Below are 15899 nucleotides of genomic sequence, written 5' to 3' on the forward strand. Positions count from 1 at the left end.
CGCTGCGAAGTCAATTTTTGGTGTTTCATTTGATCCGCATCTTTTCCGGGTTAAAAGTCATCACAATGTCGCGCCAGTGGTCAAATTTCTCTGCAGGCAGCTGAAAGCCCCTGGCCCCACACCGAATGATGGCACGCCGCGCCGCCTCATAGGCCTGTTGTGCCGCACCGGACGACCCGCCGCTGCTGGACACCAGCCGGATCGTGCCGGTTTTGGGACGACCATCGCGCTCCAGAGACACCGCAACTTCGACCGTGGTTTTGAGCGCGTCTGAAGACAGAGACCCTACATTCCAGCATTTTGAGACGGAAACCCGCAGCGCGTCCCGCTCGCCATTGGTCAGCGGCGGGCCTGCGGGCTCCGGTGCCGCCCCCTCGCCGCCGCCGGCAATGGCCGCCGCTAGGGCGTCTTCGATGGCAGAGTCGCGGGTGTCTTGCGCCGCCGCGGGAGATGTTTCAGGGGATTGAGCGCTGTCGGCGGTCTCGACCGGCGCGGGGCGCTGGGGCCGTGTCTTTGGCCGCATCGAGCGTGTTGGTGCCGTGACAGGTGGTGTTGTCTCAGATGGCGTTATGTCCGCAGGCGAAGGCTCTGCCCTGTCGCTTTCATTGGCCTCGGTGACAATACGGTCGCTGGCCTCTTCGGGAGCAGTCGCCTCCTGCTCAGGCTCATCGCTCAAAGCGCCCTGATCCGCCGTCACCTCAGGCTGGACCAGATCATCAACCGCCACCTCCTGCTCGGGGGCCTCAACAGGCACAGGCGCCACGCGGTCGGCAGGACGTAGCTGCGCAGGCACCGGCAAGGCAGGCACGACAGCGGGTGCGTCGGGCGTGGCGGGCAGCTGGGCCGGGGGCGGTAATGTGACAGTCACCTGTGGTTCCGGCTCTGGTTCCGGCTCGGACACAGCGGTATCTTCTGCCGCAGGCGGCAGCACCGCGACCGGAGGGGGCACCTCGGGGCGCAATTCTGGCCTTACGTCCGGGCGGTTTGGCAGCTCTGGCGGCACTGCCGCGCTCAAAGGCGGGGTCAGGCCACCGGGGGTCTGGGCCAGCTGCGGCGCCTGGATCTGCTGGCTGAGCTTCGCAAAATCCTGCGCTGAGATCACCGCAACCTCGCGCACCTGCAGCGGCAGCGGCTCAGAGGAGAACCAGCCGCCAAAAGCAGCCCAGCCCACCAGCAGGCCGTGTCCAGCAAGAGAGATTTTGGTTCCGGTTTGCACGCCCATGTGAACGCCAGCGCCCCCGCCTATTGATCCGCGCCGCTGGTCGCGGCGGCGTCTCGACCGGTCAGATCAGGCCCCGCAACATCGGTCACCAGCCCAACATTGCCAAAGCCGCCGGCATTCAGCGCTCCCATGACCTGCATCACCTCGCGATAGGAAATTGCCCCATCGGCCCGCAGATAGACCCGGTCCGACGTCCGCTCTGCGGCGATGGCGCGCAGCTTGCCAATCAGCTCGTTTCGCGCCACCGGCGTGGTCTGGATCTGGATCTCACCGCCAACAATCATGGTCACGGTCAGCGGCTCTTCCTGCTCTCCGGGCAGCGCACCTGCCGCGGTCTTTGGCAGATCCACCGGCACACCCACGGTCATCAGCGGTGCCGCCACCATAAAGATGATCAGCAGCACCAGCATGACATCCACAAAGGGCGTCACGTTGATCTCTGCCATCGGCCTGGCCCGCCCCCGGCGACGACCGCGACGGGCCCCACCGGACGAGGGTTGTTGCACCGCAGCGCCCATGGATCAGGAATCCAACTGGCGGCTGAGGATGGTGGCAAACTCGTCCGCAAAGGCCTCATAGCCTCCGAGGATGCGGTCACTGTCGGCGCTCAGCTTGTTGTAAAAGATCACCGCCGGGATGGCCGCCAGCAGGCCCAGCCCGGTCGCCAGCAGCGCCTCGGCGATGCCCGGTGCGACAACGGCCAGATTGGTGCTTTGCTGTTCTGCGATCTCGATAAAGGCGGTCATGATGCCCCAGACAGTGCCAAATAGACCAACAAAGGGCGCAGTCGAGCCCACAGTGGCAAGCACCGACAGGCCGCTTTGCAGGGTTTCGCTTTCTTTGGCGATAGCCACATCCATCGAGCGGTCAATGCGCGCCTGCGCGCCGGGGATCAGGCCGCCATCGCTGCGATGGCTGCGGCGCCATTCCGCCATCCCAGCGGCAAAAATACGCTCGGAGCTGCCAGAGGGGTCAGGCCCCAACTGATCAAACAGCCCGTCCAGCGGCTCACCCGACCAAAAGGCCTGATCAAACCGGGCCGCCTGCCGACGCGCCTGGCGAAAGGTGATGAGTTTTTGCACAATGATGCTCCACGACCAGATCGAGGCGGCGGTCAGCATCAGCATCACCAGTTTCACAGTGAAGGTGGCCCGCGCGAAAAGACCCCACATGGAGAAATCAATCTCCTGCGCCAGCGCCAGAGTTTCTGCTTCCATTTGCCTGCTCTATCTCTGCCGGATCATTCCGGACATTCTCGTCATTGCAGATGCCCCTCAGGGGTCATCGGACCTCAGTCTACAGCCGTCTGTCGCGGCTTTCATTGCATCCAAGGTATCCGAGTTCAAAAGTAAAAGCCAATCAAACAACCGCTCAGGGCGGCAATATTACAGCAATGCGCGAATCTCTGCCGGAAGCCGGGTTGGCCTCCCGCCCTCTGCGGCCACGCAAACCGCCGTGACCTTGGCGCGAAACAGCACGGTCTCGCCCCGCGTAACCACCTGCCCCATGATCAGCCGGGCCGGTGTCACCTTGATCACCTCGGTCGCGACCATGAGCTCATCATCGTATTTTGCCGAGGCAAGATAGTCCGCCTCAACCCGCTGCGCCACCCAGATCACCCCCGCATCGCGCATGGCATTCTGGTCATTACCGAGCCCCCGCACCCAATCGCTGCGGGCGCGCTCGATATAGCGCAGGTAATTGGCGTGATAGACGATGCCACCCATATCGGTGTCCTCGTAGTATACCCGGACGGGAAAGGTATGGGTCATTGGCCTGCACTCCTGCGTTCTGCCTGCACCCTAGAACTGGCCGAATAGGGCCACAAGCCCTGTCGCCGCGCCTCAGCCCGTTCCGTTGCGGCCTCTCTCAGGGAGGCCATCCAGCGGATACTGCGCCAGCACATCATAGCGCGGCCCTTCAGGCAGCAGGGTGGAGCGGTAGAGATTAAAACTCTCCACCGGGACGTCTTTGATAGAAAAATCCCCATGCGCCTGCAGAGCATGGCCGATCTTTGCCAAAGCCCCCGAATCTAACCTGCGGGCAAATCGCAGCAATGTCACATGCGGGCGAAACCGTGCGCGGGGCAGCTCTATCCCTGCCGCCTGCACCCGGGTGCGCAAACGGCTGTGCAACTGGGTGAGGGCCGCATTGGGGGCTATATTGGCACACAGAACCTTGGGAGACTTGCCGCCCATCAGGTCAAGCCCCTGAACGGACAGAGACAGGCCGGGTGCCGTCACCTCGCACAGCTCTTGGTGCAGGGCGTCCAGCACGGCTGCGGGTTGGTCGTCGAGGAAGGCCAGCGTTATGTGCAGGTTCTCAGGCGGGACACTGCGTCCCACCGGGATCTCGGCTTGCAGGTCTTCCATTGCGTCCAAAACCGGATCGGGCAGCGGCAGCCCCAGGAAGGCGCGCATCGTCTCAATCCTGGGGGGCTGCAGGCGCCTGAAGCCGTGCAAACAGCCGCAGCGCATGAGAGGCATCATTGGCCGAGGGTGGCATTAAGCGGTCATAGCCGGCCGCGATGATGGCGGCGATCTCGGGGCGCAGGATGGTGGCGCCGGTCTCTGGCAACACCGCCAGTGGCGAGATCTCGGCAAAAGCCTGATCACTCCAGAGCAGGATGACCTGCACCGCCTGGCTCAGCGCCAGTGTTTCGGCAGGCAGGTCAGCCATGGTGCCCTGCATGCGTAAAAAGACAAAGCTGGCCTGAATGGCGCCCTGCTCGTCAAAGCGAAAGGCGCGGTATTGGCTGGCATTGGCCTGCTGAAGCCGCGCCACCAAAGGCGCAAGATCCGGGATCAGGCGTCCGAGATCTGGCACATCGAGCAACTCGTTCCAGTCGCGAAAGAAGAAGAACATCAGGTTTGAGCCCAGCTCGGGGTCTGTCTCGGCCATCTGGTGCCCGGCAAGTGTGGCCACAGCCTCGATCGCGCCCTTGACCACCTGCAGGGTCTGTTCCTGAACGCCAAAGACGATTGGTGCAATAGGGCGTCCCCAGCGGGCAAACCCGTAGGAGCCATCGCTGCGGGTAAACAGGGCTTGGATTTCTTCCGGTGTCAGGTCCAGGGACATAAGATTTGCTCCATCAAGGCTGAAACGTATTGATCTGGGCTCTATGCCCCGCAGCGCGCAAAACGACAAGGCGAACCGCAAGGATGCGCAAGCTCAGGGGGAGCTCCCGCGCCTGAAAGTGTCCTTGCCTGCGGCCAGGCGCCATTACAGCCTTGGGCCCGGCGCCGCTTGCGCGGCGCACAGGCGTGTTTGGCCAAGGCGTTGCCCCCAGAAACCCGTGCCCAGACTGCCCATTGTCTCGACATCACCTTCTCCCCCGCCGCGCGACAGCGCGGCGCCCGGCCCAAAGGGAGAGGGGCATTCTTGTGAATGCCTCCGAAACGGGCGGGAGCGCTCCGTCGGCGTTTTTGCGACTAAGGCTTCAAAGGTAAGAGCCCCATTTGCGCTGCAGTGCCTTTCCGGCATCAATCCCCTGCCAATCAGCAAAGAACAGGACAAATCCCAACAGATCCGCATCCTCATCCTCATGATCTTAACGCGCCCCATCACCCCGCCCCTGACCTGCGTATTTCAAATAGGCTGCCGTGACCTCTCCCAGCTCATCGCTCATTTTCCCCAAATACCAAACCGGATCCCGGTCAATTTCAAACCGCGCCGCATAGAGATCAGACACCCGGCGCGCGCGCAGTCAATTGCGCCAGATCCACGCCTCGCTCTCCCAAGGCCTGCGCTCCGGGTGAATCGTTGCCACTCTTCGCCACCCCATGTCCTCCAACTTATGGCCTCATCAAATCAGCACAGCCATCAGCCATCAGCCAAACAGATCCGTTGATCGCTGCGGCGGCGCGATCCCAAGATGCGTCCGGGCCTTTTGCGCCAGCATCCGGCCACGCGGCGTTCGCTGGATCAGCCCCTGCTGCAACAGGTAAGGCTCGATCACCTCCTCCAGCGAATCCCGGCTTTCACTCAGCGCCGCCGAGAGCGTCTCGATCCCCACCGGCCCGCCACTGTAGTTCTCTGCAATGAGACGCAGATAACGCCGATCAGCGCCATCAAGCCCCAGTTTGTCAACGCCAAGCCGGGTCAGCGCCCCATCAGCCAGCGCCTGCGTAATGCGGCCATCGCCCTCGACAACCGCAAAGTCCACCACGCGGCGCAAGAGCCGTCCGGCGATCCTTGGCGTGCCCCGCGCGCGCCGCGCGATCTCGCGGGCGCCCTCGTCCTCGGCGGGGGTGCCCCGCTTGCGGGCGTTGCGACTGACGATCTCGTGCAGCTCATCGATGGTGTAAAACTGCAGCCGGGTAGGAATGCCGAACCGATCCCGCAGCGGCGTCGTCAGCAGCCCCATCCGGGTGGGGGCCCCCACCAGCGTGAAAGGCTGCAACTCAATCCGCACGGTGCGCGCGGCGGGCCCTTCCCCAATCACCAGACCCAGCTCAAAATCCTCCAGCGCCGGATAAAGGATCTCTTCCACCACCGGGTTCAGCCGGTGAATTACATCAATGAACAGCACATCACGGGCTTCAAGATTGGTCAGAATTGCCGCCAGATCCCCCGCCTTGGCCAGCACCGGCCCCGAGGTCATGCGAAAATTCACCCCCAGCTCGCGCGCCACAATCTGCGCCAGCGTGGTCTTGCCCAGCCCGGGTGGCCCATGAAACAGCGTGTGATCCATCGCCTCGCCACGCCGCCGCGCACTTTCAATAAAGATGTGCAGATTGGCGCGGGCCTCGGCCTGACCAATAAACTCTGTCAGGCACTGCGGCCGCAGAGCACGGTCATTCTCAGCATGCTGTCTTCTGGCAGCGGTGTAGCGCGCAGGGCGGGATCCGCATCAATCATCTTGCTTTTCCATCCCCTTGGCACTGGCTTGCCTGCACTGCACACCCCCCTGTGCCACCCCATGTGCCACCCCATGCGCCAACCCGTTGGCCAACCCAAAGCGCGTTGTGAGCATTCTCATAACCATTATCCCTTTGGCGCCAGCAGCCGCAACGCCGCGCGGATCAATGCGGCCTCATCGGCCTCGGGCAAGTCTGTGCTGGCCTGGGCAATAGCCGAGGCCGCATCCGACGGGCTGTAGCCAAGGTTGCTCAGGGCCGACAGCGCCCCGGCGGCAGCAGCGGCAGCTCCCGAAGGTTTTTTGGCCGCCGATTTTCGCGCAGGTTTCTGGGCCGGGGCAGGATCAGCCGCCTCAACCACCGCCTCCAGATCGGGGCCTTCCAGAGCCTCGGAGATGCTGCCGCCCATGGCCATCACGCCGGGTGCTTTGTCCTTGAGATCCAGCACAATGCGCTGCGCCGTTTTGAGGCCAACGCCCTTGGCGGCCTTGACGCTGCCCCAGTCGCCCAGAGCAATGGCGCGGCCAACCCCCTCTGTGCCCAGCGTGCCAAGGATCGCCAGCGACACCTTGGCCCCAACCCCCTGCACCGAAATCAGCAACCGGTACCATTCCTTTTCAACCAAAGACGTGAAGCCATAGAGCTGCATCAGGTCTTCGCGCACCACCATATCGGTATAGAGCGACACCGCCTCACCGACACCAGGCAGCCCCATCATGGTGCGCTCTGAGCAATAGACCAGATAGCCCACGCCGCGCACATCAATCAGCACGTGGTCCGCCGCGCGGTAGTCCAGTCGCCCTGTCAGCTTGCCAATCATGCCCGCACCTCTTTTAACTGTCGCTGTTTGGTCCCACCGTAATAGGCGTGACAGATGGCAATCGCCAGCGCATCCGCCGCATCGGCGCCCTTGGGATCAGATCCCGGCAGCTGCAGCCTGACCATATGCATGACCTGTTCCTTGCTGGCGTGCCCTACGCCCACCACAGTCTTTTTGACCCGGTTGGGGGCATATTCCCCCGTCGGCAACCCAGCCTTGGCCAGTGTCAGCAACGCAACACCACGCGCCTGGCCCAGCTTGAGCGTCGCCACGCCGTCCTTGTTGACAAAGGTCTGCTCGATCGCGGCCTGATCCGGCCTATAGGCCTCGATCACCTCGGCGACCTGATTGTGCAGCGACAAAAGCCGCTCTCCCAGATCATCACCATCCGAGGTGCACACCCCGTTCGCCACGTGGCTCAACCGGCTGCCCTGCGATTCGATCACACCCCATCCGAGGTTCCGTAACCCTGGATCAATTCCCAAAATGCGCATGTTCTGCCCGGCCTCTGCCTGATTGTTCAAATTATTTTTTCCGCAAATAGCACAAAAGGCGAACACTTCCAAACGCTTTCACCTCAGCCCTCTGTGCTAAAGAGCCCCAAACCTGTTCCAAAACCGACCCTTTCCCACGGGTGTCGCGACATTTCCAAACGCAATGTTAAGATCTATGCAAAACCCTTGTTTACAGGGCGATCAGCCATGCATTTCCTGCATATGTCTCATGCAATTTCACCCCTTGCGGCGGCAAAACTTCGCGACTAGATGGCGAAAATCGCGCCAACACACCAACCGAAATTGCTTCGGCGCAAAACAGGTCACTCAAATGTAAAGGATGAGGAAATGGCTGCTTTCGACACCACCCGCACCACCTATGGCTCCACCGGCCTGTTTTGCCGTATCGGCGCCTCATTCCTCTCGGCGACTGCCGCCGTGATGTCCTGGAATGACGCGCGCGCCACCAAGACAACTCTGGCCGCGCTGTCGGATCGTGAACTGGCCGATATCGGCCTGTGCCGCGGCGACATCGAAGCCATCGCGGCTGGCAAGCCGGTCTTCTGAAGACACGGATTTTCTGACCCTCCCTGCCTCCTGCTGCAGGGAAACGGTCCAATATGCGCCGCGTGCAACTCTGGCCGCGGCGTTTTTGTTGGCCGCACTCCTATTTGCCGCCCCCCCTCGCCCAAGGTGGCCAATGCCAACAACAACAAAACCGCCGGGTGAGACCGCGACGGTTTGATTGCAGTTTTGGAGTGACCTGCGCCGCCCTGTCAGACTGGCCTTTATTACAGTGTCAGCGGGAAGGTAGTCTCCCACCAAGAAGCCCCCACCAAATTATGTCGCTCTAGCGCAGGATTGGCCCTATTTGCGCCGCCACCCAGACGGAGACCGGATCAGACTGCATAACGAATGCCCCGACCCGTTCCACGGCATTGCCCGTGGTCAGCTTTGCCACCCGTTCATCATAGCTGTCAAAGCCATGAACGCTCATCAAAAAGGCTTTGAACGACATAAAGAAAGCAAGGATGAGCAGAAAGACTTTGCCTGAGACCCGCGAGCGGACCTTATGCGGACGCATAATGATCAGCCCGTCAGATTGCACGTGAGTGGAATACCCCTGAGCATAAGCGGCGTGCTTCGTTTTCAAACGGGCCACACGACCCCGGAATTCTTGATGTTGAACACTCATAAACTTGCCCCGAACTGGCCCCCACCAGCGGATAAAGTTTTATAGATTTGAATTGTGGCAACTTTGGGGCAAATACTTAAAATCTACTTAAAGCCGCCTTCATATCAGGCGTCTCTCTGCAGCAAGAGCGTGGTCCATTCACCAATCACATCGCGGCGTACCAGATTGGCGCCGTTTTCGGCATAAACCGCAATCACGCTATCCGCCTGCTCGTTCAGAATGCCGGACAGAATGGCGAATCCACCGGCACGCAGATTGCCGCACAGATCGGGTGACAGCGCCACCAGCGGGCCTTTGAGGATATTGGCAAAGATCAGATCATAGGGCGCGCTGCCTTTGAGACCAGGATGATCAAAACCAGCCGCCTCAAGACATGTCACAGCGCCCGCCATGCCATTGGCCTTGAGATTGGCCTCGGCGACCTCGACCGCGACCTCGTCAATATCGCTGGCAATGAACTCACCCTCCCAGACCCGCGCCGCCGCCATCGCAAGCACGGCGGTGCCACAGCCGATATCGGCGACTTTGCTGCCGACAAAGCCCTCGTTGATCAGATGGTCCAGTGCCTTGAGACAGCCCAGGGTGGTGCCGTGGTGGCCGGTGCCAAAGGCCATGGCGGCCTCAATCAGCAGCGGGATGCTGCCCTCGGGCACCGTATCGGCATCATGGCTGCCGTAGACATAGAACCGACCGGCTTTGACCGGCGACAACTCGCGGCGCACATGGGCGACCCAATCGGTTTCCGGCAGCTCGGAGACGGCAAATTCCTTGGCGCCATGCAGGGTCGCCAGCAGCGCAAGCCCGGCCTGATCCGGAGCCTCGGTGAAATAGCCCCCAACCTCCCAAAGGCCCGAGCCATCTTCGACCTCAAAGACGCCAATGCCTGTGGGTTCCGGCACCAGACGTTCCATCGCTTCGCCCAGGGCTTCAGCCTGAGGTTTGCCAGGCAGGGTGGTCAGCGCGGTAAAGGTGGGCATGTCGGATCTCCAGCAGGGTTGCCCCCGCGCCTAGGCCCAAGGCGCAGCAAGGTCAAGAGCAGACCCGGTTTTGCAGCACTTTGCCCGCCTAGTTTACCCGGCCGGTTTTGCCCCGCCTCGTTTTGCGCCGCCCTGTTTCGTCTGCCCGGTTTTGCCAGCCCGGTTTTACCCCGTTTCGCGCAACAGTCGCCTTACTCGGCGGCCGCGGGCACGCCATACTTGGAGAACACCGTCTCGTTGCCCGGCTCTGGGTGGCGCGGGATCATGCAGGACAGGCCCAGCGAGGCCAGCGCCATCAGCGCTGCCAGCACAAAGACCGCCGAGGGAGAGACCACCCACAAAAGCCCCAGCAGAACCGGCAGGAACACAGCTGCAATATGGTTGATGGTAAAGGCCACGGCCGCCGTGGGTGCGATATCGGCAGGATCCGCGATCTTTTGGAAATAGGTCTTCAGGGCCAGCGCCAGGGCAAACAGCACATGATCCACCACATAGAGAACAGAGGCCAGCAGCACGCCCCAGCCAAACCAGTAGATGCCGCCATAGAGGGTAAAGACCACAGTCAGGCCGATATATTCAATAATCAGCGTGCGGCGTTCACCAAAATAGGCCACAAACCGCCCCAGCAAAGTCGCCACCAAAATATTGATCACCAGGTTGATCAGGAACAGCGCCGTGACCTCATGCACGTCAAAGCCGAACCTTTCGACCATCATAAAGCCCGCAAAAACCACAAAGATCTGGCGACGCGCACCGGCCATGAACTGCAATACATAATAGAGCCAGTAGCGCCGCCGCAGGATCAGCTTTTTGTTCTGCGGCGTGGGGGAATCGAACTGTGGGTAGGCCAGCAGACAGAACAGGGCAATCAGCGTGGTCACGCCGCCTGCGGTCATAAAGACCATGTTATAGGTCAGATCAAACCGCTCCCAGAGCAGCACAATCAACCCATAGACCACCAGCGTCGAGGCCGATCCCGTGGCAATCAGCCAGCCCAGCATCTGCGGCGCGCGGTCCTTGGGCAGCCACTGCAGCTGCAACGACTGGTTCACCGTCTCATAGTAGTGAAACCCGATCGAGCTGAGCAGCGTGATCATCAGAATGCCGCCCAGGGACGGGAACCAGGCCGTCAACATGGGTGGCAACCCCCAGCATCACCAGCGAGATCAGCCCCAGCACCTGTTCTCGCATGAACAGGATGATGACGATCACCCCCACCGCCAGAAAGCCCGGAATTTCGCGCACCGTATGCAGCAGACCAATATCGGCGCCATCAAACTGCGCCACCTCGGTGACAAAGTTGTTGAGCAGCGCAAACCAGGCGTTGAACGCAATCGGCATGCAGACCGCCATCACAAAAAGCAATGTGGTTGGGCGACGCCAGAGCGGCAGCTCACGCGCCGCATCGAGGGAGAGAGGGTTAAACATGCCGGTCCTCTTAAAGATAGCTGTCCTCTTAAAGATACCAGTGCTCTACGCCTCTTTTGCCTCCGGTGCGAGACCAAAGACGAGCTGCACATGCAGGCTTGCATCTGCGCACATAATCGCACCACAGCCGCATCACAGCCGCACCACCGCCACAGCGCCGCCGCCGCGGCTGATCTGAATCAAGGTCGCCAGAGAGAAACCACATATATGATTTATTGAATTGAACTCAAAAGGGTCATGGTCGTGGATCTGCTTACTCTCATTGAAGCCCTGGCCGAGCGCCTGGGCGAAGCCCCGCTGGCGGCGCTGTTTGGTCTGCTGACCGGCGTCACCTTTGGCGTGGCGGCGCAGCGCTCGCAGTTTTGCCTGCGCGCCGCCACGGTAGAGTTCGCCCGCGGCCAGATGGGCGACCGGATGGCGGTCTGGTTGCTCACGTTTTCCACCGCTGTGGTCTGGGTGCAGGCGGCCGAACTGCTGGGGCTGATGCGGAGCGCTGATGCCCGGATGATGGCGGTGCCCGGCAGCTGGTCCGGGGCCATCATTGGCGGCTTGATCTTTGGCGCAGGCATGGTGCTGGCGCGGGGCTGCTCGGGGCGGCTGCTGGTGCTGGCGGCGACTGGCAATATGCGCTCGATTGTCTCGGGGCTGGTCTTTGCCGTGGTGGCCCAGATGAGCCTCTCTGGCATGCTGTCGCCCCTGCGGGACCGTCTTGCCAGCCTTTGGATCACCTCGGGCGGCCGCAATATGGATCTGCTGGTTGAGGCGGGCCTGCCCGACTGGGGCGGGCCTGCGCTTTGCCTTGCCATTGCTGTGGTGGCGCTGGTGCTGTCGCGGCGCAATCAGATTGGCGCGGCGCGCCTGGTCGTGGCCTCTGGGGTTGGGTTTGCCGTCGCTCTGGGCTGGGTGCTGACCTATGGGTTGTCGCAGGTGGCCTTTGATCCGGTGCAGATCGAAAGCGCGACCTTCACCGGTCCCTCTGCTCATACGCTGATGTTCTTTCTCGACCGCAATGCCGTTTTGGAATTCGACATCGGGCTGGTGCCCGGCGTCTTTATCGGGGCGATGCTGGCCGCCTGGTCTGCCGGTGAGATGAAGCTGCAGGCCTTTGATGACGCCGTCACCATGCGCAAAGCCATGATTGGCGCGGTGCTGATGGGATTTGGCGGTATGCTGGCAGGCGGCTGCGCCATTGGAGCCGGGGTCACGGGTGGCTCGATCTTTGCCGGCGCCGCCTGGCTGGCGCTGTTTTGCATGTGGATCGGAGCCATGGCGACCGACCGGCTGGTGGATCAGCGGGTCCTGTCGGCTGCGCTGTGAAATTGGTAGCCACTTTTTGAGGTGCTGCCTGAGGTGCAGCCTGTGGCCTTTGTCCGCCGAGGTCACCTGCGGGCATTGAGCAATTAGCTCACGGCCCCCGCCACCGGTCAGATAAAGCTGATGTCATCCACCAGTGCGTCGAGATCAAACACGCCGATCAGGGTCAGGCGGTCATTGTAGTCCGCGCCCAGCACCTCACTGTCGCCAAAATCCAGCACAACGCCCTTGCTGTCCACCCGACCAAAGCTGTCGACCAGCTCCTGCGCGCTCATGTCCTCGAAATCAATGGCCGAGAACAAAAGCTCATCCTTGCCCAGCGTGAAATCCTTGATTTTGTCGCTGTCATGGCCAAAGCCAAAAAAGAACGCATCCGCGCCGGCGCCACCGATCATCACGTCATCGCCTTCGCCGCTGTCCAGCCGATCGCGCCCCTTGTGACCCAGCAACCGGTCATTCATAGCCCCACCAAACAGCCTGTCACGACCTGCCCCGCCGAGCAGCCGGTCCTCGCCGCTTCCCCCAGAGAGATAGTCACCTCCGTCCTGCCCCCGCAAAACATTGTCGAGACCATTGCCAATGACCGTATCCCGCCCGGACCCCATCGTGGCGTTCTCAAATTCGGACCCATCCGCAATGGTCAGGTTGCCAATCAACCCGCCGATATCGGAAAAGCTGCCACCATTAAGGTTCAGCCGGTCATTCGTGGTGCTGGGGCGCAGATCGATAGTATCGGTGCCGCCACCAGAGGCCTCAAACAGGGTAAAGGTGATAGGGTCCGCCTCTTCAGTGCTGTCATCGCCATCATCCACCCCGGCATAGAGCGTTGCAAAGTGGCGAGACATGGCCCCGCCCTGCCCCCATGTGGTGTCACCACTGGTCGCGCCAGAGGCGCCATAGATCGACTGAATCGCTGCGACATCCACCAGCATCGGAGCCGCTGGAAAGGCAAAGCTCGCATCTGTAGACGCGCTTTGATCCTGCTGAATATAAGACATGACCGACAGCTGACGGCTGTCATTGGCAAAGGTGGCGCTGCCAGTGTTTAGATTGTAATTGCCCAGATGGCCCAGACCCAGCGCATGGCCGAATTCATGCACATAGGCGGTAAAGGCATAGGAATCGAGCGTCGCTCCGTACGCGGCAATCCAGTTCACATCGACATTGACATTGGCCACCAGGATATTGCCGCCGGTGTCTTCGGAAACCTGATATTGGACAAAGGCGCCGCTTTCATCATCATCCACAACAATATCGCCACCGCTTTCGGTCTCGATAAACTGCACATCCGCCATCAGCTCCCAGGTGTCCAGTGCCCAGCGCGCCAGACGCTGTCCTTCAAAGGTGAGCTCGGTCAGATTGACGGTGATAACATAGTCAGAGGCGTTGCCCGGGTTGGCGGCAAAACTTCGGGGGGTCTCATCGTAGTCCGCCCAGAAGCCTGCGGTCAGATAGTTGCTCAACGCCTCAAAGGTGCCGGTCGGAAGCGGCTCTGGCACTGGGTCGGGATCGGGATCGGGCCTTACCAGAGTGCCCAGGGGACCATGTCGCTGGGGGTCAAAGTTCTGGGTGGCTACGCAAAGTTCACACATTTAGAGCCGCTCTCCAGCAATAGTTTGCACTGTTTGTGACAGCCCCTGCCTCGAAGAGCAGCCGTTTCCCATTTAAGTCAGGGATTACGGTGAGATTATGACCCAGCGCCTGCCTGCTGCGCAACAGCAAAGCCCGCGCCGCGCGCGCACTGTGTCCGTCATGTCGTCTCTGGGCCAAGGGACAAAGGGGTAAAGGGGTAAAGGCACCGCTGTTTGCAAATGTCGGCCTCTGTTTGAAAAACACAGCTCTCTGCCAAACGCCGTTTCAAAAAAAGTTCTGCGGGTCGATGTCAACATTCAGACGCAGGTCGCCCTTCATCTTGAAGGGGGCGGTCCAGCGGGCAATCGCCTCTTGCAGCGGCACGCCTTTGGCGGCCTTGATCAGCAGCCGCACCCGGTGACGCCCCCGCACCCGGGCAATGGGCGCAGGCGCTGGTCCAAACAACTGCGCCCCTACCTGGCGCAACGGGGCGTCATTGCGCGCCAGCGCGTTGCCCAGATCAAAGACCTGCGCCAAATCCGACCCGGACAGGATAATCCCGGCCATGCGGCCAAAGGGGGGCACGCCTGCCTCGCGGCGCTGCTCGGCCTCGGCGCGCCAGAACTCTTCCTCGTCGCCCGTCAGGATGGCGCGAATGACCGGATGCTCTGGCTGAAAGGTCTGCATCAGGGCCTCACCCGGCCGTTCTGCCCGCCCGGCGCGACCTGCCACCTGCCGCATCAGCTGAAAGGTCCGCTCGCCCGCCCGAAGGTCCGAGCCCTGCAGGCCCAGGTCGGCGTCAATCACCCCCACCAGGGTCAGCAGCGGAAAGTTATGCCCCTTGGCCACCAGCTGCGTGCCAAGGATGATATCCGCCTCGCCCGCTGCGATTTCCTCGATCCGCGCCTTCAGCGCCCGGGCTGAACCAAACAGATCAGAGCTGAGCACCGCGATGCGGGCCTCGGGAAACAGGGCGGCGGCTTCTTCGCCCAGACGTTCAATACCGGGGCCAACCGGCGCCATCTTGCCCTCAACCTGACAGGAGGGGCAGACCTCTGGCACCGGTTTGGTCTCCCCACACTGATGGCACATCAGCCGCTTCATGAACCGGTGTTCCACCATGCGGGCGTCGCAGTGATCGCAGGCCACCTGCGTGCCACAGGCCCGGCAGATCGTCACTGGCGCAAAGCCACGCCGGTTGAGAAACAACAGCGACTGCTCGCCGCGCTGCATCCGTGCTGTCATGGCAGATTTCAGCGTCGGCGAGATCCAGGTGGCCGGCGCCAGATCCTCGGCCCGCATATCCACCGCCCGCATCGTTGGCAGCACCGCGGTGCCAAAACGCGCGTTCAAATCGACCCGCTGGTATTTGCCCGCCTCGGCATTCACCCAGGTCTCCAGGCTTGGCGTGGCCGAGGCCAGCACCACCTGCGCCGAGCACATCGCCGCCCGCAGCACCGCCATATCGCGGGCGTTGTACAGCACGCCCTCTTCCTGTTTGTAGGCGGTGTCGTGTTCTTCATCGACAATGATCAGGCCCAGATCGCGAAACGGCAAAAACAATGCCGAGCGCGCCCCAATCACCAATTGCGCATTGCCCTGCCCGATCATCCGCCAGACCCGGCGCCGTTCCGTCATGGTGGCGCCCGAATGCCACTCGGCAGGCGTGGCACCAAAGCGCACCTCGACCCGTTTCAGAAATTCTGCCGTAAGCGCGATTTCTGGCAGCAGCACCAGCGCCTGGCGCCCCTTTCGCAGACAGGCAGCCACGGCTTCGAGGTAAACCTCGGTCTTGCCCGACCCGGTGACACCTTTCAGCAGCGTGGTGCCATAGGCGCCGCTTTGCACCCCCTCGGCAAGGACCGTCGCGGCGGCCCTCTGGTCCTCGGTCAGCTCTTTGCTCGGCAGGTCAGGATCCAACAGCGGATAGGGCAGGTCGCGCGGCGTTTCTTCCTCGCGCAGCGCCCCCTGTGTGAGCAGCCCCTTGACCACCGAGGGCGTCACCCCCGCCATATCGG

Annotated in this window: 15 protein-coding genes and 2 pseudogenes; 2 read left to right on the top strand and 15 right to left on the bottom strand. The window is 61.7% G+C overall.

The genetic code is table 11. The annotated features are described in order from the left end of the window. Positions 1-25: 25 nt before the first annotated feature. From B4968_RS19305 to ruvC, 10 genes and pseudogenes are all read right to left on the bottom strand, one after another. Positions 26-1216 (bottom strand): energy transducer TonB, encoded by a 1191-nt coding sequence (locus tag B4968_RS19305; RefSeq protein ID WP_083100953.1) that lies wholly within the window; start codon positions 1214-1216, stop codon positions 26-28. 26 nt (positions 1217-1242) lie between these two features. Continuing rightward, positions 1243-1740 (bottom strand): ExbD/TolR family protein, encoded by a 498-nt coding sequence (locus tag B4968_RS19310; protein WP_083100934.1) that lies wholly within the window; start codon positions 1738-1740, stop codon positions 1243-1245. A 3-nt stretch (positions 1741-1743) separates the two neighbouring features. Beyond that, positions 1744-2439, bottom strand: coding sequence for a protein TolQ (gene tolQ / locus B4968_RS19315; protein WP_083100935.1), 696 nt, complete (start codon positions 2437-2439; stop codon positions 1744-1746). A 168-nt stretch (positions 2440-2607) separates the two neighbouring features. Further along, the gene (gene ybgC / locus B4968_RS19320) at positions 2608-2994 is read right to left on the bottom strand and encodes a tol-pal system-associated acyl-CoA thioesterase (protein ID WP_083100936.1); all 387 of its coding nucleotides are present in this window, start codon (positions 2992-2994) and stop codon (positions 2608-2610) included. Between the two features lie 72 nt (positions 2995-3066). After that, a complete protein-coding gene (thpR, locus tag B4968_RS19325; RefSeq protein ID WP_083100937.1) occupies positions 3067-3642 on the bottom strand; it encodes an RNA 2',3'-cyclic phosphodiesterase in 576 nt (191 codons plus the stop codon). 4 nt (positions 3643-3646) lie between these two features. Next, a complete protein-coding gene (locus B4968_RS19330; RefSeq protein ID WP_083100938.1) occupies positions 3647-4300 on the bottom strand; it encodes a hypothetical protein in 654 nt (217 codons plus the stop codon). Positions 4301-4772: 472 nt separating this feature from the next. Continuing rightward, complete coding sequence (locus B4968_RS24795) at positions 4773-4913, bottom strand: nucleoside triphosphate pyrophosphohydrolase family protein (protein WP_241525857.1); 141 nt, start codon at positions 4911-4913, stop codon at positions 4773-4775. A gap of 138 nt (positions 4914-5051) precedes the next feature. Beyond that, positions 5052-6082 (bottom strand): annotated as a pseudogene (gene ruvB, locus B4968_RS19340) (Holliday junction branch migration DNA helicase RuvB). A 126-nt stretch (positions 6083-6208) separates the two neighbouring features. Next, a complete protein-coding gene (ruvA, locus tag B4968_RS19345) occupies positions 6209-6901 on the bottom strand; it encodes a Holliday junction branch migration protein RuvA (RefSeq protein WP_083100939.1) in 693 nt (230 codons plus the stop codon). Beyond that, positions 6898-7395 carry a crossover junction endodeoxyribonuclease RuvC gene (ruvC, locus tag B4968_RS19350; protein WP_083100954.1) on the bottom strand — a complete coding sequence of 166 codons (498 nt, stop codon included), beginning with the start codon at positions 7393-7395 and terminating at the stop codon, positions 6898-6900. The genes ruvA and ruvC overlap by 4 nt, the downstream gene beginning before the upstream one ends. 348 nt (positions 7396-7743) lie before the next feature. On the opposite strand from ruvC, the gene B4968_RS19355 reads away from it, so the two are divergent. Continuing rightward, entirely contained in the window at positions 7744-7962 is a 219-nt protein-coding gene (locus tag B4968_RS19355) for a DUF1127 domain-containing protein (RefSeq protein WP_083100955.1), read from the top strand. A gap of 283 nt (positions 7963-8245) precedes the next feature. Here the strand turns inward: B4968_RS19355 and B4968_RS19360 are convergent, their stop codons facing one another. From B4968_RS19360 to B4968_RS19370, 3 genes and pseudogenes are all read right to left on the bottom strand, one after another. Beyond that, complete coding sequence (locus B4968_RS19360; RefSeq protein ID WP_083100940.1) at positions 8246-8590, bottom strand: hypothetical protein; 345 nt, start codon at positions 8588-8590, stop codon at positions 8246-8248. A 104-nt stretch (positions 8591-8694) separates the two neighbouring features. Beyond that, the gene (locus B4968_RS19365) at positions 8695-9567 is read right to left on the bottom strand and encodes a 50S ribosomal protein L11 methyltransferase (RefSeq protein WP_083100941.1); all 873 of its coding nucleotides are present in this window, start codon (positions 9565-9567) and stop codon (positions 8695-8697) included. A 191-nt stretch (positions 9568-9758) separates the two neighbouring features. Continuing rightward, positions 9759-10995, bottom strand: a pseudogene (locus tag B4968_RS19370) (MFS transporter). A 243-nt stretch (positions 10996-11238) separates the two neighbouring features. On the opposite strand from B4968_RS19370, the gene B4968_RS19375 reads away from it, so the two are divergent. Next, positions 11239-12312, top strand: a complete 1074-nt coding sequence (locus B4968_RS19375) for a YeeE/YedE family protein (protein WP_083100956.1) — start codon at positions 11239-11241, stop codon at positions 12310-12312. A gap of 107 nt (positions 12313-12419) precedes the next feature. On the opposite strand, the gene B4968_RS19380 is transcribed toward B4968_RS19375, so the two are convergent. Further along, the gene (locus B4968_RS19380) at positions 12420-13901 is read right to left on the bottom strand and encodes a M10 family metallopeptidase C-terminal domain-containing protein (protein ID WP_083100942.1); all 1482 of its coding nucleotides are present in this window, start codon (positions 13899-13901) and stop codon (positions 12420-12422) included. A 265-nt stretch (positions 13902-14166) separates the two neighbouring features. Beyond that, the coding region (locus B4968_RS19385) for a primosomal protein N' (RefSeq protein WP_083100957.1) at positions 14167-15899 on the bottom strand (1733 nt) is incomplete at its 5' end.

It is taken from the genome of Pseudophaeobacter leonis (assembly GCF_002087335.1).
GTDB lineage: Bacteria > Pseudomonadota > Alphaproteobacteria > Rhodobacterales > Rhodobacteraceae > Pseudophaeobacter > Pseudophaeobacter leonis.